Genomic DNA, 19,147 nt, shown 5'->3' with positions numbered 1-19,147 from the left:
TTCGCGGCCAGACAGGCAATGTGACCCCAGGAGTTCACCTGTTTCATGCCTTGTACGCGTACATATCCGCCCGATTACTTCACGCAAATGCAGAGCCTCTTCGCCTGTTCACAGAGAGCTTTCTGTATTTGTTAAACTGACAAAACATAATCTTTACCTCAATGCGGCTTTGGGCGGTTGTGCGGCAATGTTCTCCGATTATGCGGTAGTATAGACCTGGAAGGCATGGGATTTAGATCCCATTATGAGACATCCATTTGGTTCTCTGCCATATATTCTCTGCCATATTAAACGAGATTGTTCAGCCAACGGTGGAGTTCCTTTCCCTCTGGACTTCGAGCTCAAAGGCCCCGTGCCCGGACTTCATGGTCTTCGAGGCCTTGCCGTTTCGCCTGTTCTTGCCCTCGGGGGGGTTTTCCCTCAAAGTGGGGCTCAAGCTCTCATTAAAACCTATTTACTTTCTTTTTTAAACAGCAACCAGTTGACAAATGATTCCGTTTTCTGTTTAATATGTATGGTCGTACCCAACCTTGTCACCCAACCAGAGCATATACCCAGAGAAAACCAGTCCATCAAAAGCAGAAAAGAGGAGTCTTAGGCCGCGCGCGGCTTTTTAAAAGGCAGGCATTCATGCCGCTCCTTATAAACACAAATGGATTTAAGATCAACGCGCGAACGGATCATTTTTTCGGATCTTAAGGGATCCTGAGCGGTCGCTTCATCAGTTTGGGAAGAACGGGCATCCCGGCACCACTTCTCTCAAGTATTTTCCCGCACCTCACCTTTCCAACAGACAAACATCCCTGTTATTTCTCGAAAAGCCTGGCTTCAAGCGCTTTAAAAACGAATATTCAAAATCGTTAGCGTGATACAAGGCTCATTCAGCCATGGATTTTTAAAAGGTATTAAAGCCGCAAACCCTGAGGTTTGCAAAAACCCCATGCCCGGGAGATTGAGCGCGATGACGAGGAAAATAGATTTCGTAGACCTCAAGGCCCAATACCTGAGCATCTCAAGCGAAATAGACCAGACCATAAGGGAAGTGATAACGACCGCCTCGTTCATCGGGGGCAGATTCGTCAAGTCCTTCGAGACGAACTTCGCAAGGTATGTCGGCGCGGCCAGCTGCATAAGTGTCGGCAACGGCACGGACGCGCTTTTCATCGCCATGAAGGCGCTCGGCATAGGCACCGGGGACGAGGTAATAACGGCGGCGAATTCCTTCATAGCCACTTCCGAGGCGATAACGCTTTGCGGCGCAAGGCCCGTGTTTGCGGACTGCGACAAAAAGACCTACAACATAGACGTGGAAAGGCTTGAAAGCGCTATCACGGACAGGACCAAGGCGGTCATACCCGTACATCTCTACGGACAGCCGGCAGAGATGGACCGAATATCCGATATAGCCTGCAGACACGGCCTGTATGTCATTGAAGACGCTGCCCAGGCCCACGGGGCAAGGTACAGGGGCCGTCCCGTCGGAACCCTCGGTAACCTTGCGTGCTTCAGTTTCTTCCCGGGAAAGAACCTCGGCGCGTATGGGGATGCCGGCGCGATAGTCACCAATGACGACGCTCTGGCGCTCAAGGCGCGGATGTACGCCAACCATGGGAGAATCGACAAGTACGACCATGTATTCGAGGGAGTGAACAGCAGGCTCGACGGCCTTCAGGCCGCAGTCCTCGACGTGAAGCTCAGGCATCTCGAAAGATGGACTAAAAGAAGGGCCGAGATCGCAAGGGTCTACGATGAAGGGCTTAAGGATATCGCCATAACACCCGCGGTCCTTCCCGGGGTTGAGCACGCATATCATCTCTATGTCATCCGCATAAAGTATAGAGAGGCCGTAAGGAAAGCCTTGCAGGGCAAAGGCATATCCACAGGGGTGCATTATCCAATCCCCCTCCCGATGCTCAAGGCTTACGCGCATCTGAACTATAAACCAGAGGACTGTCCCGTCGCGTATTCGCTCAAGGACGAGATACTAAGCCTTCCCATATACGCGGACATGACCGATGAACAGGCGCAATACGTCATAACTGAGCTTAAGAACGCGGCAGGCTCGCTGGCCGGGGCTTATTAAGGGGGCAGGATGGTTATAAGACCTGGGGATAAGATAAAGTTCGCATTCGTCGGATGCGGCGCCATAGCCAACAAGCACATGGCCGCCATAGGCAGAATCAGCGAGGCCGAGGTGTCGGGGGTGTATGACAAGGATCCAGCGGCTCTCGAAGCCTTTGCCGGGAGATATCCCGTTCGCCCGTTCTCAAGCCTGGATGAGATGATAAAAGAGGCCGACCCGCACGTGCTCGTCATCCTTACGCCTTCGGGCATCCATGCGAAAAACATAATGGAGCTTACGTGCTTCAACAGGCATTTCGTCGTGGAAAAGCCGCTTGCGCTCAGGCTCGAACAGATAGACCGCGTACTGGAGGAATGCGATAAAAGGGGCCTCAAGATCTTCGTGGTTCAGCAAAACCGCTTCAATCCTCCCATACGCAAGACCAAGGAAGCCCTTGACAAAGGCAGGTTCGGTAAGCTCGTCATAGGCTCTGTAAGGGTCAGGTGGTGCAGAGACCAGTCCTACTACGACCAGAAACCCTGGCGCGGGACATGGGCGCTTGACGGAGGGGTACTGACGAACCAGGCGAGCCACCATATAGACATGCTGATATGGATGATGGGTGAGGTCGAAAGCGTGATGGCAAAGACCGCCTCCCGACTCGTAAGCATAGAGGCCGAGGACACGGGTGTGGCAGTGCTCAGGTTCAAAAACGGCGCGCTCGGTGTCATCGAGGCCACGACAGCCACCCGTCCGAAGGACCTCGAAGGCTCCATCGGCATCCTGGGAGAGAAAGGGGCCGTTGAGGTCGGCGGTTTTTTCATGAACGAGCTAAAGATATGGAGCTTCAGTGAGCCAGACGACATGGACAATGATGTTTGGGAAAGGCACTCCGGAGTGCCTGAAGGCCAGGCGTGGAACCATACCGAGTTTTTCCTGAATGTAATAGGAAGCCTCAGGAGCAAACGGAAAGCCTTGATAGATGGGCTTGAGGGACGCAAGTCCGTGGAGCTGATAAACGCAATCTACGAATCGGCGGAGACCGGCAAGGAAGTGTTCCTGCGGTTTACGCCCAGAATGTGCCGCCTGGGGGTGAACAATGATAAGTGAAAAGGCGATACTCTACCCGAACGTGAAGCTGGGGCCCGGCTGCAAGATCGAGGACTATGCCATAATAGGCTCCCCCCCGGATGGGTTTGCGAGCGGAGAGCTTGCAACCGTGATAGGCGCAAACGCCGTCATAAGGTCCCATACGGTCATCTATGCGGGCAACAGGATAGGCGAGAACTTCCGGACCGGGAACAAGGCGAATATCAGGGAACTGAACGAGATAGGCGATAACGTGAATGTAGGGACGCTTTCCGTCATCGAGCACCGCGTAAAGATAGGCAATGGCGTAAGGATTCACACGCAGGTGTTCGTCCCTGAGTTCACTATCCTGGACGACGAGTGCTGGATAGGACCCAACGTGGTCATCACGAATGCCAAGTACCCCTTCTCCCCCGACGCGAAAAAGGACCTGCAGGGCGCCCATGTGAAAAAAAATGCCATAATTGGAGCGAACAGCACCCTTCTTCCCGGCGTTGTTATCGGCAAATGCGCTCTTGTGGGGGCCGGGAGCGTGGTCACAAAAAACGTGCCCGACTGCCAGGTCGTTGGCGGCAACCCGGCAAGGTTCATCAAAAGCATCCTCACGATAAAATCATACGGCCACCTGATGGAGCTGGCGCAGGCCGGATCGGACGGAGGGCTCCTCTGATGAAAGTGCTTTTTGTATGGCCGTGCAACACGAACGCGAACTGGGTGCCGCTCGGCATATCGATACTATCGGCCCTTGCCAAGAAAAACGGCCATGAGGTGGCCCTTTTCGACACTACCTTCTACAGGATAAACCGGAAGGGATACGTGAACACCACCCAGGAGTCCGTCAGGCAGGGCCAGTACATCAAGACTGATTTTGAAAAGCTCATGGACCTCAGGGAAAAGACCTTCGACGAGGTGGCCGAGGATTTTCGCGGCAAGGTCAAGTCTTTCGGGCCCGATGTGATTGCCATGTCGCTTATGACGCAGTTTTTCGAGCTTGGCCGGGACCTGCTGAACTCGCTTGAGGGAGAATACTCGAAGATACCCGTCGTCGTGGGGGGGCCGCACGCCCATGTGGCGGCCGAAGAGATGCTCTCATCACACAGATGCTTCCATATCGCCTGCAATGGCGACGGCGAAGAGCCGTTCATAAGTCTCCTTGCGATGATGGAGGCCGGAAGGGACTATAACAGGATACCGGGGCTGTCCGTAAGGACGGGACAAGGGATAATAAAGAACGACCCGCCGCCGCTTTCGGACCTGGATGAGAACCCCTGCCCTGACATGGATATCTTCGACGAAAGGTACTTCTACCAGCCATATCTTACGGGGGTATACAGGATAGCGAGCTACGAGATGCAGAGGGGGTGCCCCTACAGGTGCACCTACTGCATAAACGAGTTCATGCAGAAAAAGACAAGTGGACAGGGGCGGTACAACAGGAAAAGGAGCTTGTCCAGGGTAATAAGCGACCTCAAGTATCTCAAGCAAAGGCACGACCTCGACATCATCAGGTTCGTTGACGAGACGTTCCTGCTTTTCCAGGAAGACAGGATAAAGGAGTTCTCGGACGCCTACAAAAAGGAGATAGGCCTGCCGTTCTTCATAACCACCAGGCCTGACGGGTTGACGGCGCCAAAGACGCGCCTGCTTGAGGAGATGGGGTGCACGGCCGTATCCATCGGCATAGAGCACGGCAACCCTGAACTTCGTGAGAAGGTCCTTGGCCGGAAGATGAGCGACGAGCAGATAATAACCGCCTTCAGGAACCTGAGGGACGTATGCATAAGGTCCTCCGCATACAATCTCATAGGCATACCGCACGAAACGAAAAAAACGCTTTTTGACACGGTTTCCCTCAACAGGAGGGCAGACCCGGACTCGGTGACGGCCTTCCTTCTGTTCCCGTACAGGAAGACCGCCATCCACGACATGAGCCTCAAGGGGAATTTCATAACGGGCGACTTCAACGACGAAACCCCTTTCCATGACTTCTGCGACTCGGTGCTGGACCTGCCTGGCATAGTCAGGAAGGAACTGAGCGGCTTCAAAAAGATGTTCGCCGCCTATGTTTACCTGCCGGAGGTCGTCTACCCTCTCATAAAACGCGGTGAGGCGGACGACGCCACAGGCGAGACGATATGCCGGGAGCTTAACGACATAGTACTGGAACAGCAAAAAAGGAGAGAGTCCACGAAGGTCCAGCTCCGGGTTCTTGAGTCGCTCCGGAAAAAGAAAGAACACCCTGCGCTTGCGTAATGAACATCCTTTTTATAACCCAATACTATCCGCCAGAGACCGGTGCCGCCCCGGAGCGGGCATGCGAGTTCGTCCGGTTCTTTAAGCGAAAAGGGCACGCCGTCCAGGTCATAACGGCGCTTCCTAACCACCCGGCGGGAGTGGTTCAAGAACGCTACAGGGGCATGGTCGTATGCAGGGAGAAGCATATGGGGGCCGACGTCATAAGGACATACGTGTACGCAAGCCCCGGAAAAACGCCGACATCGCGGCTGGTCAACCATCTCTCATTCGCTTTCTGCGCGCTCCTCGGCCTTCTCTTCGTAAAAAGGCCTGATGTTATCCTGCTGACCATGCCGCCGCTTTTCCTGGGCGCAACCGGTCTTGCGTTCAAACTCTTGATGAGAAGGCCTCTTATCCTCGACGTCAGGGACCTCTGGCCGCAAGCCGCGGTAGACCTTGGAGAGATGAAAGAGTCTTTCCTCACCAGGGCCCTTACAAGGCTGGAGCTGTTTTTTTACGGCAAAAGCGACCGCGTAACGGTCGTGACCAGGGGAATACTGAAAAGCCTTATTTCAAGGAAAGTCCCCGAATGGAAGGTCAATCTCGTTACCAATGGTGTTAATACGGATGTCTTTGACCTTGCCGAGCGTGGCCCGAACCCCTACGAAAGCCTCGGGCTTGCCGGAAAATTCATAATCGTCTATGCCGGGGTGATCGGGGTCCAGCATGGCACCGCCTTCGTGGCAAGGGCCGCTTCACTTTTATCGGGGCAAAGGGATATCGCATTCGTCTTCATCGGGGAAGGCGTAAAAAAAAGGGAACTAAAGACGGAAGCTGAAAGGCTCGGGCTCGATAACATCCATTTCATCAGTGACCAGCCCGTGGAGGCCCTCGCGAGGTTCCTCGGCCATTCACATGCTGGCCTTGCCACGCTAAGGGATCTGCCTTTTTGCGACGGGGTCATCCTTGTAAAGATGTTCTGCTACATGGCGTGCTCGCTTCCCGTCGTCCTGGCTGGCAGGGGTGAATCGAAGGGCATTCTGGATGAGGCCGAGGCAGGAGTATGTGTAGAGCCTGAAGACCCGGCCCGGCTGGCCGAGGCCGTAACTACTCTTTACAACGACCGGGAGCTGGGAAGGCGGCTCGGCGCACACGGCAGGCGCTACGTCGAGGAGCGCTACTCCAGGCGCCTATCCGCGGACAAGATGGAGGAGGTCATAAATGAGGCGGTCCGGCCCCGATGAAAATACTCGTTTTGGGAGCTTCAGGCAACATAGGATCAATCCTTGCCGAAAGGCTCAGGTGGCTCGGCCACAGCGTTTCGGCCTTTGTAAGAAGGGCTGGCGCATCAGGCGCTCTTGCCAGGAGCGGGATAAGGGTCTTCAATGGTGACCTGGAGGATAGCGAAACGATAAAACCCGCTATAAGTAACGCGGAAATCATCATCAACGCCTCGTACATAGTCTATGCCGAGAATATCCTTAAAGCAACAAGAGAGGCCAGGGCAAGCCTCAAAAGGATTATCTACATAGGATCCACCGGCATATATACAGGACTTCCGAGCCGCTCCGCAGAGGACAAAAGAACGGCTGAGGGGCTGATAAAAAACTCATCGGTCCCCTACACGATCCTTCGTCCCACGATGGTCTATGGGACGGCCAAGGACAGGAACATCTTCCGGCTCATCTCTTTTCTTTACAGGTACCCGCTTTTCCCTGTCTTCGGCAAGGGAAACAATCTTGTGCAGCCAGTCTACATAGACGACGTCGTGGGGGCAGTGATCAGAGCCGTGGATACGCCGGAGACCGCAAAAAAGAGCTACAACATCGGAGGCCCATCATCCCTGGCATATAACGAGCTTATCGATATAACTGCGCGAAAGCTCGGCAAAAGGGTCGCCAGAGTGCATATACCCATAGGCGCGTCCCTTTGTGTCGCCAGGGCTGTCAGAACCGTAGCGGGGAGGTTCCCTGTATCCGATGAGCAGATACTCAGGCTCAGCGAGAACAAGGACGTAGACATAACCGATGCCTCCAGGGACTTCGGCTACGCGCCATTAAGCTTCCAGGATGGCGTGGAAAGGGAAGTAGATCTGTTTTTAAGAACGAGAGCTAACCACCATAAATGAACTACCCCACAGTAAGCTGCGGGGCATCGGTCATCCTTCCTCGGGGAGAAGAATGAGGGATGCGGAATTCAAGCCTCCTCACCCACTGCTAAAAAATCGGAGAGGACATATGAATTATGGGATCTGCGCGTTTAAAAATATAGAGGCCTATCCATGTTGACAGCCATAACTCTCAGCGTCGGCGGTTTTTTTTCAGGATTGCTTGGGAGTGCCACGATATACCGGCTCGGGCGCAGACTCGCGCTCGTGGATGTGCCAAATGAGAGAAGCTCCCACTCGGTGCCTACCCCAAGGGGCGCCGGAATCGGTATATGGGCGTTTTTTGCTCTCGCCTCTGTCCTGGTTTTGGACAATTGGCCGATTGCGCTCACGGGCGGGGCCTTCGGTCTCTTCGGCCTTCTTGAAGACCGCTTCTCGCTTTCGTCAAAGCCTCGGCTTTTCGTACACCTGGCGCTATCTTCACTGATAGTTTTCCTTTGGTCCGGCCCTCCTGCCCATTTCCAGGCGGCGGTCACGGCCGCCTTCTGGATAGTCTTTATCGCGGGCACGGCTAACTTCTACAACTTCATGGACGGCATAAACGGGATCGCGGGGCTTACCGGGGCCATTGCATTTGGCCTACTCTCCTTTTTCTCCTACTCCTTCGCAGGAAGGCCGGATATCGCTTTGATGGCCATTGCAGTGGCCGCCGGATGCCTGGGCTTCCTGCCCTTCAATATCCCCAGAGCAAGGGTCTTCCTCGGTGATACAGGCAGCCTCTTTCTCGGGGCGATTTTCGCCGCTCTCGCCTTTTTGCTCTCCTCCGGCCCTGAGGCGCTCCTTTGCCTTGCCATGTTCCTCAGCCCATTCTACGCCGACGCGCTCATTACCATCGCCCTCAGGATCAAAAAAGGGAGAAACCTTCTGACCCCGCACAGGAGCCATCTCTATCAGCGCCTGTGCAACAGATCGGGGCTTGCCCACTGGAAGGTAGCTCTCCTTTACGCCTCGATCCAGCTCATATTCGGGGCCTTATCCATGGCCGCCTATTATCTTGGCAGCATAGTTCTCCAGATATTGGTGATAGCGCCTTTCGTTGTTTTTTTCTCTTCCTTTTACATCCTGGCCGGCCAGACCACGAACCAGCGTGGAGGCTTCATTAAAAATCTTCTCCAGCCTTCCAGGTTCAAAAAGGTTTTGCTGTTCATCGTATTGGACGTTTTGACGACGATACTTTCCCTTTACCTCGCATTCCTTTTCCGTTTTGATTTTGTTTTCCCACCCGGGTACTCAGGGCTTTTCGCCGTTTCGCTGCCGTTTTTCGCGGTACTTCGCCTTATAGTGTTCACATGGTCCAATATCTACAGGATAACATGGAGATATGTGGGCGTAAGGGACTTATACGACATAGTAACGGCTTCCGCAGTAGCGCAGCTGGCCATAATAGCCTTGGTTTACGTCCTTCTACCTGCGCTCTTCATCGACCTGTCCGGCTTTAAGGAGTTCCCAAGGGGCATATTTCTGATAGATGGCGTCCTGTTCGTCATCCTCACCGCCACACTCAGGGTCTCGAAGAGGGTCTTTCTGGAGGTGATAGGCAGGAAGAGGCAGGCCAAATACGGGGAAAAAACCCTGATACTGGGTGCGGGCAACATGGGGGAACTGATACTGCGGGACATGATAAAGCAGAATTTTTCCATTTTCCATCCCGTGGGGTTCCTTGACGATGACGAGAAGCTGGTAGGCACATACATACACGGGGTGAGGATCCTGGGCAAGATAGAAAGCCTTAAGGCCTTTGTGCGCCAGCACCGCGTCGAGACTATCATCATAGCCATCCCCTCCCTTAATTTCAGGGTGCTGAGAAAAATATACGAAGCCGCCAGAGAGGCGAAGGTGAAGAATGTGAAGACCATACCGCGCATCTATGACTTCAACAGGCCCGAAGTCTCGCTAAAAAGCCTTGAGGAGATCAGGGTTGAAGATCTTTTGGGCCGCCAGACGGTAAAAGTGGACTGTGACAACAACAGGCAGCTCCTGGCCAGGAAGAGCATCTTTGTAACAGGCGCAGGAGGCTCCATAGGCTCGGAGCTGGTGAGGCAGATATGTGCCTTCGACCCGGAAAAGGTGGTGCTGCTGGACAATAACGAGACAGCGCTCCATGACATGGAGGTCCATCTGAAAAGGGCGTATCCGCATTTCTTCCGTAGCAGGGCTGGATGCAGCCTGAACGATAGGGTCTCGTTCATAGTCGGTGACATCAGGGACCGGGAAAGCGTTGCCAGGGCTTTCAGGACCTACAGGGCAGACATAGTCTTCCATTCGGCCGCCTACAAGCACGTGCCCATGATGGAGTATAACCCTGCCGAGGCCGTGAAGGTCAATATCCTTGGTTCTCACATAGTGGCAAAGACGGCCATAGAATGCGGGGTTGAGAAATTCATACTCATCTCCACTGACAAGGCAGTCAGGCCTACAAGCGTCATGGGGGCGACCAAAAGGATAGCCGAGCATATCTGCAAGGCCTCAAACGGCAGGGGCACTGTTTTCGTCTCGGTCCGGTTCGGCAACGTGCTCGGGAGCAGGGGTAGCATCCTGCCCCTTTTTATGGAGCAGCTTAGAAACGGCGGCCCCCTTACCGTTACTCACAGGGACATGAAAAGGTACTTCATGACCATACCCGAAGCTGTCTCGCTCGTCCTTCAGGCCTCGGTGATAGGTAAAGCCGAAGACGTGCTCGTGCTCGACATGGGGGAACCGGTCAGCATCCTTTCCCTGGCAGAGGAGCTTATAAGGCTCAACGGGCTTCAACCTTATAAAGACGTGGACATAAACTTCATAGGGCTCAGGCCTGGCGAGAACCTCTTCGAAAATCTCCTTACGGCCGAAGAGGGGACGGTGGCGACCGATCACGAGAAGATATTCGTGGCCAAAAGCTCTGAAAGCTATTCGATGCATGAGATAGAGTCGATACTTGAAGAATTCGAGTCGACAGTAAGCGGGCCCTTTACCGACCATCAGAAGATAACGGATACGCTCAGAAAATATGTAAAGCAGTTCGAAATATCGCAGAAAACATGCATGGAAAAAATCTGACAGGATGTTGAAAAAGTCCGTCTACCGTCCATGGATTGCTTTACAGCCTGCTAAAACGAATCCTACAGGGGCGTGTTTTCGCTTTTTGATCCTGATGGATTAAAAACCAGAATAGAAGAAAGAAGGAAAAAATGAAGGATCGCACCCCCGACGAGATATATCTTACCGACTATCTGCGCGCCGCCTGGAAAAGAAAGCTCCTGATAATCTTTACAGTCGCGGCGTCTGTTCTCACGACCTCGGTTTACAGCCTGTTCATAAAGGACGTCTATCAGGCAAAGGCCATCATTTCGCCCATAGCCGACCAACAGGGTGGAGAAGGATTGGCCGCAATGGCGCAGCAGTTCGGCGGCATCGTGGGCATATCGCTTCCCAGTTCGGCAAGCTCATCCGAGATCATAAACCTGCTTAATTCCAATGTGCTCAGGGAAAGGGTGACCAGGAAATACAGCCTCCTTCCGGTCCTTTTCCCCGATCAGTGGGATGAAGATAAAAAGGCATGGAAGAGGGCGGAAGGGGTCCCGTCCCCGACCCTGTCTTCGGGGACCATGAGCAGGGGCAATGGCACTCAGGACAGCGCGGGCTCAGACGGCCCATCGATGTGGGACGCCCTCAGAATGCTTGAAGGCGTCATGTCGGTCAAGAACAACCTCGCTTCCAACACGATAACCCTGTCAGCCGAGTTCCGCGACCCTGAACTAGCCTCTGCGCTCGTCAACTACTTCCTTGCCGAGCTTGTCGAGCACATGAGCGAAGAGTCGAAGAAGATGGCCGGTGCAAACGCGAGGCATCTTGAAAACCTGCTAAAGACGACCGAGGACCCTATCATCAGGCAGAAGCTATACAACCTTCTCACGCAGCAGATAGAGATCTCAATGATGGCGGAGATGAAGGAGAACTTCGCCTTCAAGGTGATCGACCCTCCAAGGCCACCTGACGTAAGAATAAGGCCCAAAAAGAAACATATCGTCTTTTTAAGCCTCGTCATATCCATGTTCGCGGGCGTAATACTTGCGATCTTCATCGAGTATGCGCAGGTACACTGGCGCAGAGGATAACTAAAGTTCAATGGTTGAGGTGCCGCATGTACCATCTAAAAACATACCCGGACTTCGTGAGTAATTTGGGATTCGCTTCGCTCTGTCCAAGCTGCGCGTGCTCTCATTTCAATTTGTCCGTGCTGCACCAGTGAAAAAATACAGGCAATCGTACCGCCAAGACGGGCCCGGCCCGCCCCAAAGATTGCGGGTGGCAGAGCAACCAGCGCGGCAACCACGCTAAAGAAAAATCTTCCGCTCGGACTCGGTATAGCCGAGCCGGCCACGGCAAGTATAATGGCGAATATCCAGAGGGCGCGCGCGGATTCAGGTTTCACAATCGGTCTCTCCCGTTCGATTGAAAACTGCCTTAGCGACGAACAGATCGCCAGAATCGAGTTCTTAATCAACAACAGGCCCAAATGCCTTGGCTTCAGAAAACCAATCGAAGTAGCTGCTCCCTTCGTTGCACTTCGAGGTTGAATTAGGAATAAATACGGGGCTCGTCCACAAAAAGATACACAAGTATCAAATGGTGGGATAGACTTGTAAATCAATCAGTTAGCATCGTTTTCGGACAAGAGTTCTAAAGTAAACTCCCAAAACAAAAAAACAGATTCCTTTTTAACCAAAATACATAGGAAAATTAATATGATATGTGATTCTAATGGCAGAAATCATAAAAAAACCAAAATCGTATTTTTCTCTGGATTAAGCGGTCAAATACAAATTCAGATCAGGAAAAAGTCCAAATATTTCAGCAGCATATGAAACCACGTTTTTTCTAAATAGTCCAGATCAGGCAGCCAAATTTTTTCTGAAATAATTTAAAGGGGGTTGTCTTAAAGGCCGACCCCCTTCCTTTTTATTATTTAATTTTCAAGCCTCTCCTTTAAATATAGTTCAGCGGTCCCGGATGCCGATCTCGCCGGCGTGCAAGAGAGCAGTCAGACTCTGACCTGGACAGGAGAGAGCAGGTACTTTTTGAGAGGCTCCAGGCCCCTTCTGCATGAGATGAACTTCCTGTGGTAGTCCCGGACCTTTTCCCTGTCCTTTATCTCTATCACCTCTATATCCGCAGGCAGCCAGCGCCTGACATCATGATAGGCCCCTACGAAGAGGACCCCTGTCTCACCGACGGCCAGGGTTTTGTCGATCCTTTCAGCCATGAACCTGTCCCTGGCCCTGAGCAGCCCATTCCTTGCCAGCCTGTATTTCAGGAAATTTATTAATCTCTCTCCGAAAGTGCGGGCCCGTCCGAGCGAGTGCAGGAGGTCTCTTTCCCTTTTCAATAGGCCGATGTCCTCTGTCTTGACAAGCAGGGCGCCCCGTTTCATGAGGTCCGCTATTATCTCGAAATTCCTGCTGCCTTTCCTTACAGCATCATCGACTATCCTCCGGCCAATATCACCGTTGGCCAGCATCCCGTCCTGGTATATCTTGAGCCCTTTCGCCTCAATACGCCCGAAAAAATCAGCCAGCACGAACCAGAAGCCGTCCACTGTCTTCATGTGCGCTGCCCAGAGGCCTTCTCCGATATGCGCGATGCCCTTTTCAGACACTTTAGAGGAGATCTCGCCCAGGTCCGCGCTCATATGAATGACGGGAGCGTACAGGAGCCTTCTCATCGGGCGCCCTATGCCTTGCCCCAGAGGACGGGACGGCCCCGTACTACGTTCTTTATGTGTTCCACATCAAGCGGTCTGGTTATGTAGTCGTCTGCGCCCATCATCATGGCCCTTTTCGCGGTCATTATCGAGCCGGCCTTTGTCATGAGTATCACCTTCAGGCCGGGATTAGCCCTCTTGAGCCTGCCGAGGGCGTCCATACCGCTGGACAGCGGTGTTTTGAGGGTTATTATCACAAGGTCCGGCCTGCTCCTGCCTGCGGCCCTTATTCCCTTTTCAGCGCACTTAAATGCATCAACGCTGAACCCTTCTTTCTCAAGCGCCTCGCTCAGCTCGCCGCGCCTGCTCCTTTCCTCGCCTATTACGAGGATGCGAGAGGTCCTCCTCATATATCCTCCTTCGGACAGATCCTCAAGACGGCGATTTCCTCGGCAGCATAATCTCAAGCAGGCCGTTTTTGAACCTTTCCTCTGTACGGGAAATATCCACGTCCCTGGGGAAGACTATCTCCTTGCTGAACGTGTTGTCTCCCTTCTTTGCGCTTATGACGTATCTGTCCTTTTTGATTTCTATGTCTATGTCGCCGCGACTGAAACCGCTCAGGTCTATTATGATCTTGACGACCTCGGCCTCTTTGAATACATCCACAAGCGGCTCGCTTACTCTCTTGAAATTGGGCCGGGTCTCGTAGATCCATTCCCGGGGTTTACGCACCGCTTCCCGCCGGGGGGCGTCCTCTACTTCCGTTTTCCTCCTGACCTTGTCAAGCGAAGTCCTCGGTGGTATGCTGCGTAGCGCCATCCTCGTGCACCCGTCTCAGTAGTTCCCTGCCATAGCGCGCCAGCCGGGCAGGCTCTCCATGAGCCGCTTAAGTTCCGCTGACAGCCTTTCTATCTCAGGGGCGTCCTTCTCTCCCAGTGCCGCTTCGAGCGCGTCCGCAAGGGCTGTAATCTCACCAGAGGCGGCTGCCTCCCCTGCCTGCAGTCTCGCCGCAGATACCATGTTCGCCGCGGCTATGGCCGCTTCGGCCCTTGCACGCCCGATACGGTCATGGTCCTCATGCTCCTCTGCCTCCCTCAGCATGCGCTCTATCTCTTCTTTCGGAAGTCCGTAGAACCGCGGGCTGACCCTGATCGAAGAGCTTTTTTCGCTGCGCAGGTCGGTTGCGGATACATTTAGCACCCCGTTAGCGTTTATCTCGAACCTGACCTCCACGAGCGACTCGCCCCTCAGGGCCGGCGATATCCCATCAAGCTCGAAACTGTCCATGGTTATATTGTCCGCGGCCATGGCCCTCTCACCCTGGAGCACATGTATATCCATCGAGGCCTGGTTATCGAATGAATTGGTGAAAATCCGGCTTTTGGCGGCCGGTATCGAGGTATTCCTTTCAATCAGCCTGGTGAAGACCCCGCCTTCGGTCTCCACGCCGATCGATATAGGGATGACGTCAATAAGCACCTTCCTCTTGACCTGCCCGAGGAGTATCCCGGCCTGTATCGCCGCCCCCATCGCGACTGCCTCGTCGGGGTTAACCCCGAAACATGGCCCCTTCCCCATGAGCCTTTCAACCGCCTTCCTTACCTGCGGCATCCTGGTCGAGCCGCCCACCATAAGCACCCTGTCTATGTCGCCTGGAGCAAGCCCAGCGTCCCTCAATGCCTTCTCAGCTGGGCCGGCCATTCTTTCCACGAGATCCGAAGTGAGGCGCTCGAACTCCTGCCTGGAGATGGTCCTCTCCCAGCGGAGTTTCTTTCCGAGTACGGGAAAATCAAAAGTTACCCGCGTCTCCGTCTTTTTTGAAAGCTCCATCTTGCATTGCTCCGCAAGCTCCCTGAGCATGATATTCGCCGAGCCGTCTTTCCTCGGGTCAACCCCATGTTCCTTTTCTATTCCCTCGGCTATTAGCCCGGCCAGCCTGGAGTCATAATCGTCTCCGCCAAGCCAGTTATCACCGCAAACGCCCTTCACCTCGAAGACCCCGTCCCCCAGCTCCAGTACCGAGACGTCAAAGGTGCCGCCGCCAAGGTCCCAGACCATGATTGTCTCGGCCCCGGCCAGGTCAGCCCCGTATGCAAGCGCAGCGGCCGTTGGCTCGTCTATTATCCTCATCACATCAAGACCTGCTATTGCCCCGGCGTCCAGGGTCGCCTGGCGCTGGGTTATATTGAAATAGGCAGGCACGCTTACAACCGCCTTCCTGACCTCGGCTCCGAGATACCGTTCGGCATCCTCCTTGAGCTTCCTTAAAATCACCGCAGATATCTCCTCAGGGGTGTACTCCCTGTCCCCGATGCTGACCCTGAAGTCCGATCCCATGCGCCTTTTTATCTGCGCGATCACCTCAGAGCCGGCAAGCTCAAGGTAAGTCCTTCTGCCCATCTTCCTCTTTACCGAGAATACCGTTCTTTCAGGGTCTATCAGAGCACGGTCCTTTGCCTGCGCACCTGCTATCCTCTGCCCGTTTTCGAGTATCGCCACCACAGAGGGCGTAAACCTGTTGCCGCCAGGGCCGGGGATGACCACAGGCCTTCCCTGCCCATCCAGGAATGCGGCGACCGAAAAGGTCGTGCCAAGGTCTATGCCTACCGCTTTTGCCATGCTCCCTCCATGTGGTCTTCAGGGCAAATACCCCTTATGCTCCTGTCCCAATCCCTCATCATTCCGTATTCGAGCATGGTCTCCATTCCCGATATAGCCGCCCTCAATGCGACAGCCACAAGGGGGATTCCGGCGACTGTTATTATGACATCCGCGTTTATCACCAGCCCTTTGTCAAGGAGCCTGTCAAGCGCGTCAGAAAGCGTAAACTCAAGCCTGTTTTCGGGTATCATTGCGGCCTCAAACAAAAGAGTACGGGGGCCAGGGTCCGGTAAACCTCACCTGCGCTCCGCGCTCGGTTTCGACCTTGCCGAGGTACTCTCCAAGCGCGTCTGCGCTCTCCCGCCTTACCAGGCATGAGACGTTCACTATCATCTGCCTGCCTTCGGCTGCTTTTTTTACCTGTTCGACCTTTATCCTGTCGGAATAGGGGCCGAGGCCCCTATATATCTCTGCAAAATAGCTGCCCGCAAGTTCGGCCATAGCGTGCTGGACCGCACGCTTGAGCCTTTCGCCTTGAAGATAAGCCGTCCCTTCCGAACACCAGGCCACTTCATCAACCATCTTTTTTATCTCCGGGCCGGATGAGACCATTTGCGCAACGGCCTGTGCATCCCAGAAGACCTGTACTCCGTACTCGTCCCTTCCTTCGACCCTGTCCAGCTTCTCTTTCAGGTCTTCATAATTCGCAGCGAGCCACCCCAGCAGGAACTCATCGGGAGACTTTCCATCCTCGCCTGCCAGCACCTTTCCGAAGCCGAATGGCAAGGCCGCCCCGAAGCCCAGGATAACAGCCTCGATGGTCCTGTGGTGGATGACTATCCATTCCTCCAGCAGGGCCTTGTCAGGAAGCCCCTGCATGAACGACGGCTCCTGGACAAAGGCCGAGAGGTCCCCGGCCCTGACCCTTTTTATCTCTCCCGCCTCTATTCCCCGGATCCCGGCGGCCAGGCTGCCCTCGCCCCTGGTAACACAGTAAAGATAGGCGCTCCCCTGAGGATATTTTTTTTCCTCAGGCCTTTTCTGCATATGCATTGCTCCCCTTCATTTCCGCCTGCGCGAAGGCTGCTCCCAGCGCCTCGCCAACAGCCCCGTCAAGACCTTCCCTGACCGACCGGACAGCGTCCATTATGCCGAGTTCCTCTTTAAGCTCCTCGACCGCTGTGTCGATGTCCTTAAGCGCCCTGCCGAGCCTCTCGACCTCTTCTCCGGAGAGCCTTCCGCCTTCCATTCTCCTTACGGCCTGGTGCTTAAGTACATCTCTCAGGATATCGACGAGCGCCAGAACAAGGGACAGCACCCCTTTTTTTATATTCTTTTCGTTCAACTCAATCGGCATGTCTTCAACCGTCTGCCTTTCACTCAGGCCGCCTCCTGGCCTCTGGTTTCTATATAAAGGAAGCTCTGGAGACCGCCTTGCCTGAAAGAGCATCTGCCGCTTTGGCAGAAGTTCCTCAGCGCCTCGTATGCCTTTTTAACGTCCTCGAACCCGGCATTGAGGGCCGCATTGTCCTGGTCGCTGTCAGGATGGAGTTCGAGGGCCATGTTATGGTATGCCTGCTTTATGTCCGCAGGGGTGAACTCGTCCCCGAGCCCGAAAAGGCTTTTCGCCCTGAGCACCTCTTCATACTCCGCCTCTTTCACTTCCAGCATGGCAAAAGAGTACGGCGGCAGGGGAGAGACATACCTCAGCCGGACCTTCTCTTCCAGGATGGAGTTGACCTCATCCAGGGCTTTCTCGAAGCCCTGCAACTTTTTCCGATCTATCAGCAAGGCGCAGCTCAGGACAATCCTGTCATCCGCAAGCTCCAGCACCCTGGACCTGCAGACCTCTTTACCGAGCCTCTCCAGGATAAGAGACTGCGCCTTCACGCGCCTTTTCTCGACCCTGTCCTTTATGGCCGATCCGACCCTGATCCTCTCTTCAAGCGTCTCATTGGCCGGCCTGCCCTGTATCCTTTCCCTGAGCAGTGTTATCTCCCCGTCCACTGCGGCTATCCCCTTTATCATCCCGTCCAGATCCTGCCAATACGCCGTAAGATCCGCCTCGATCCTGTCTTCGAGGACATCGAGCCTCTTTGAGAATTCCGTGTATGCCCTCTCCATCAAGTCCACTACCTGCCCGTCTGACGTGAACTTCGCCCCCATCTTGACAGGCAGGACCGCCCGTGCCCTATCCATCGCCTGCTCGAGGACGGAATGGTGCATTGTAAGCATATCGGCGAGAGCACTTGTGCCCTCAGCCGGACCGGCAGGGAACGGGCCTGAGATCAGGCAGGCCATATCCCGATAGTTCAGGGCGCGGACTTCCGCAGAATTCAAAACGGGAAGTTGGGCTGTGCCCCCGGTCCCCCTTACGATCCCATGAATAAAGAATACCGGGGCTTTCATTTCAGCTCCATTATCAAGGACGTTTCGCGCTCCTTTGCGCTCGCGCTCATCCAGCCGCACCAGGGGCAGCGCTGCTCCAGGAGTTCCCTGGCCGGTTGCTTTTTGCCGCAGCCGGGACAGCTCTCCTTCAAAACCCCTGCATCCTGCCAGGCCGGGCTGCCCCGCTCAACCCCGCTCGGGAACTCAAGCCCGTACTTCGCGGCAGTCTCAAAAGACGCCAGCGCCGCCCGGATCTTTATCCCAAGCAGTTCGGTGCCCGCTATCGAGATGGAGATGTCGGCGTTTATGGCAAGCCCTTTGTCGAGGATCCTGTCAACGACATCCAGAATCGTATACTCTGTATGCGCGGCCTTTACCGTCATGCCATTGCCCCTATTCCGTTACCGCCGTGTCCATGCGCTTGCGCAAGCCCCTGCGCCTGAACTCCGTCAGATTGCCATCGAGGTCCAGGATAGCCTCATAGGTGGCGAGGATATCCATACCGTCCGGGATGGAGTGCTTCTCGACCATCTCTACGAAGATGTGCCAGCCCTTCTCATCCCTCACGGTCTTTACGGTGGATGAGGCATCGAGGCCTGTGATGCTTTGCAGTTCCTTCCTCGTCTTGATTATTATCTCGCTTAAGCTTATGGGCATGTTTCTCTCCGGTTCATTCGCCTCCCGAGGCCCGTTCTTTAAGCCTTTTAATCTCTTCAAGTCTCTCGAGGAGTTCGCCTTCCCTCCTGGCGTACTCCTCTTCCGATATGGCGCCGAGCTCAAACTGGATCTGAAGCTCCATCAGCTCACCCTGCACCTTCGAGCTATCGAGCATCTCATCGTCTGCCGCCTGCTTGAGCCGCTGCCCTATCCAGGCAACACCCTTGACGGGGAAGAGTATAATGTCGTCCAACAGGAAACCCAT

The 19,147-nt window shown here is 54.3% G+C and carries 20 protein-coding genes; 8 read left to right on the top strand and 12 right to left on the bottom strand.

The genetic code is table 11. The features are described from left to right. Positions 1-961 precede the first annotated feature (961 nt). The 8 genes from A2V21_311925 to A2V21_311890 all read left to right on the top strand — a co-directional run bounded on the left by A2V21_311925 (position 962) and on the right by A2V21_311890 (position 11,647). Positions 962-2,083, top strand: a complete 1,122-nt coding sequence (locus A2V21_311925) for an erythromycin biosynthesis sensory transduction protein eryC1 (GenBank protein OIJ74909.1) — start codon at positions 962-964, stop codon at positions 2,081-2,083. Positions 2,084-2,092: 9 nt separating this feature from the next. Next, complete coding sequence (locus A2V21_311920; GenBank protein ID OIJ74908.1) at positions 2,093-3,172, top strand: oxidoreductase; 1,080 nt, start codon at positions 2,093-2,095, stop codon at positions 3,170-3,172. Further along, complete coding sequence (locus tag A2V21_311915) at positions 3,162-3,821, top strand: transferase (GenBank protein ID OIJ74907.1); 660 nt, start codon at positions 3,162-3,164, stop codon at positions 3,819-3,821. The genes A2V21_311920 and A2V21_311915 overlap by 11 nt, the downstream gene beginning before the upstream one ends. Continuing rightward, complete coding sequence (locus A2V21_311910) at positions 3,821-5,404, top strand: hypothetical protein (protein ID OIJ74906.1); 1,584 nt, start codon at positions 3,821-3,823, stop codon at positions 5,402-5,404. Before A2V21_311915 ends, A2V21_311910 begins: the two co-directional genes overlap by 1 nt. Beyond that, positions 5,404-6,630: a hypothetical protein gene (locus A2V21_311905; protein ID OIJ74905.1), complete on the top strand. Its 1,227-nt coding sequence runs from the start codon at positions 5,404-5,406 to the stop codon at positions 6,628-6,630. Before A2V21_311910 ends, A2V21_311905 begins: the two co-directional genes overlap by 1 nt. 200 nt (positions 6,631-6,830) lie before the next feature. Next, positions 6,831-7,514: a hypothetical protein gene (locus A2V21_311900; GenBank protein OIJ75176.1), complete on the top strand. Its 684-nt coding sequence runs from the start codon at positions 6,831-6,833 to the stop codon at positions 7,512-7,514. A 1,137-nt stretch (positions 7,515-8,651) separates the two neighbouring features. Next, entirely contained in the window at positions 8,652-10,589 is a 1,938-nt protein-coding gene (locus A2V21_311895) for a UDP-N-acetylglucosamine 4,6-dehydratase (protein OIJ75175.1), read from the top strand. A gap of 131 nt (positions 10,590-10,720) precedes the next feature. After that, complete coding sequence (locus A2V21_311890) at positions 10,721-11,647, top strand: hypothetical protein (protein ID OIJ74904.1); 927 nt, start codon at positions 10,721-10,723, stop codon at positions 11,645-11,647. A gap of 35 nt (positions 11,648-11,682) precedes the next feature. Here A2V21_311890 and A2V21_311885 read toward each other — a convergent pair whose 3' ends face one another. The 12 genes from A2V21_311885 to A2V21_311830 all read right to left on the bottom strand — a co-directional run bounded on the left by A2V21_311885 (position 11,683) and on the right by A2V21_311830 (position 19,147). Then, positions 11,683-12,048 carry a hypothetical protein gene (locus A2V21_311885; protein OIJ74903.1) on the bottom strand — a complete coding sequence of 122 codons (366 nt, stop codon included), beginning with the start codon at positions 12,046-12,048 and terminating at the stop codon, positions 11,683-11,685. Positions 12,049-12,573: 525 nt separating this feature from the next. Next, a complete protein-coding gene (locus A2V21_311880) occupies positions 12,574-13,254 on the bottom strand; it encodes a hypothetical protein (protein ID OIJ74902.1) in 681 nt (226 codons plus the stop codon). 8 nt (positions 13,255-13,262) lie between these two features. Further along, complete coding sequence (locus A2V21_311875) at positions 13,263-13,643, bottom strand: hypothetical protein (GenBank protein OIJ74901.1); 381 nt, start codon at positions 13,641-13,643, stop codon at positions 13,263-13,265. Between the two features lie 22 nt (positions 13,644-13,665). Then, entirely contained in the window at positions 13,666-14,055 is a 390-nt protein-coding gene (locus A2V21_311870; protein OIJ74900.1) for a hypothetical protein, read from the bottom strand. 15 nt (positions 14,056-14,070) lie between these two features. After that, complete coding sequence (locus A2V21_311865; GenBank protein ID OIJ74899.1) at positions 14,071-15,855, bottom strand: hypothetical protein; 1,785 nt, start codon at positions 15,853-15,855, stop codon at positions 14,071-14,073. Next, positions 15,840-16,088, bottom strand: a complete 249-nt coding sequence (locus tag A2V21_311860; GenBank protein OIJ74898.1) for a gas vesicle protein GvpM — start codon at positions 16,086-16,088, stop codon at positions 15,840-15,842. Before A2V21_311860 ends, A2V21_311865 begins: the two co-directional genes overlap by 16 nt. A 7-nt stretch (positions 16,089-16,095) precedes the next feature. Beyond that, positions 16,096-16,884, bottom strand: coding sequence for a hypothetical protein (locus tag A2V21_311855; GenBank protein OIJ74897.1), 789 nt, complete (start codon positions 16,882-16,884; stop codon positions 16,096-16,098). Further along, the gene (locus A2V21_311850) at positions 16,868-17,194 is read right to left on the bottom strand and encodes a gas vesicle K (protein OIJ74896.1); all 327 of its coding nucleotides are present in this window, start codon (positions 17,192-17,194) and stop codon (positions 16,868-16,870) included. The genes A2V21_311855 and A2V21_311850 overlap by 17 nt, the downstream gene beginning before the upstream one ends. A 23-nt stretch (positions 17,195-17,217) precedes the next feature. Continuing rightward, positions 17,218-18,246, bottom strand: a complete 1,029-nt coding sequence (locus A2V21_311845) for a hypothetical protein (protein ID OIJ74895.1) — start codon at positions 18,244-18,246, stop codon at positions 17,218-17,220. Then, the gene (locus tag A2V21_311840) at positions 18,243-18,608 is read right to left on the bottom strand and encodes a gas vesicle protein GVPa (GenBank protein ID OIJ74894.1); all 366 of its coding nucleotides are present in this window, start codon (positions 18,606-18,608) and stop codon (positions 18,243-18,245) included. Before A2V21_311840 ends, A2V21_311845 begins: the two co-directional genes overlap by 4 nt. A 10-nt stretch (positions 18,609-18,618) precedes the next feature. Continuing rightward, the gene (locus tag A2V21_311835; GenBank protein OIJ74893.1) at positions 18,619-18,882 is read right to left on the bottom strand and encodes a hypothetical protein; all 264 of its coding nucleotides are present in this window, start codon (positions 18,880-18,882) and stop codon (positions 18,619-18,621) included. A gap of 13 nt (positions 18,883-18,895) precedes the next feature. Further along, entirely contained in the window at positions 18,896-19,147 is a 252-nt protein-coding gene (locus A2V21_311830) for a gas vesicle protein GvpG (GenBank protein OIJ74892.1), read from the bottom strand.

It is taken from the genome of Deltaproteobacteria bacterium GWC2_55_46 (assembly GCA_001595385.3).
In the GTDB taxonomy this organism is placed as follows: domain Bacteria; phylum Desulfobacterota; class GWC2-55-46; order GWC2-55-46; family GWC2-55-46; genus UBA5799.
This window is presented reverse-complemented; position numbering and strand designations above follow the sequence as displayed.

Excerpts from the sequence above, each read along its gene's own strand:
- A2V21_311910 (OIJ74906.1), top strand. The coding sequence starts at position 3,821 with ATGAAAGTGCTTTTTGTATGGCCGTGCAACACGAACGCGAACTGGGTG.
- A2V21_311860 (OIJ74898.1), bottom strand. The coding sequence starts at position 16,088 with ATGATACCCGAAAACAGGCTTGAGTTTACGCTTTCTGACGCGCTTGAC.
- A2V21_311920 (OIJ74908.1), top strand. The coding sequence starts at position 2,093 with ATGGTTATAAGACCTGGGGATAAGATAAAGTTCGCATTCGTCGGATGC.
- A2V21_311835 (OIJ74893.1), bottom strand. The coding sequence starts at position 18,882 with ATGCCCATAAGCTTAAGCGAGATAATAATCAAGACGAGGAAGGAACTG.
- A2V21_311925 (OIJ74909.1), top strand. The coding sequence starts at position 962 with ATGACGAGGAAAATAGATTTCGTAGACCTCAAGGCCCAATACCTGAGC.
- A2V21_311870 (OIJ74900.1), bottom strand. The coding sequence starts at position 14,055 with ATGGCGCTACGCAGCATACCACCGAGGACTTCGCTTGACAAGGTCAGG.
- A2V21_311915 (OIJ74907.1), top strand. The coding sequence starts at position 3,162 with ATGATAAGTGAAAAGGCGATACTCTACCCGAACGTGAAGCTGGGGCCC.
- A2V21_311905 (OIJ74905.1), top strand. The coding sequence starts at position 5,404 with ATGAACATCCTTTTTATAACCCAATACTATCCGCCAGAGACCGGTGCC.
- A2V21_311830 (OIJ74892.1), bottom strand. The coding sequence starts at position 19,147 with ATGGGTTTCCTGTTGGACGACATTATACTCTTCCCCGTCAAGGGTGTT.
- A2V21_311840 (OIJ74894.1), bottom strand. The coding sequence starts at position 18,608 with ATGACGGTAAAGGCCGCGCATACAGAGTATACGATTCTGGATGTCGTT.
- A2V21_311880 (OIJ74902.1), bottom strand. The coding sequence starts at position 13,254 with ATGAGAAGGCTCCTGTACGCTCCCGTCATTCATATGAGCGCGGACCTG.
- A2V21_311850 (OIJ74896.1), bottom strand. The coding sequence starts at position 17,194 with ATGCCGATTGAGTTGAACGAAAAGAATATAAAAAAAGGGGTGCTGTCC.
- A2V21_311875 (OIJ74901.1), bottom strand. The coding sequence starts at position 13,643 with ATGAGGAGGACCTCTCGCATCCTCGTAATAGGCGAGGAAAGGAGCAGG.
- A2V21_311890 (OIJ74904.1), top strand. The coding sequence starts at position 10,721 with ATGAAGGATCGCACCCCCGACGAGATATATCTTACCGACTATCTGCGC.
- A2V21_311845 (OIJ74895.1), bottom strand. The coding sequence starts at position 18,246 with ATGAAAGCCCCGGTATTCTTTATTCATGGGATCGTAAGGGGGACCGGG.
- A2V21_311855 (OIJ74897.1), bottom strand. The coding sequence starts at position 16,884 with ATGCAGAAAAGGCCTGAGGAAAAAAAATATCCTCAGGGGAGCGCCTAT.
- A2V21_311865 (OIJ74899.1), bottom strand. The coding sequence starts at position 15,855 with ATGGCAAAAGCGGTAGGCATAGACCTTGGCACGACCTTTTCGGTCGCC.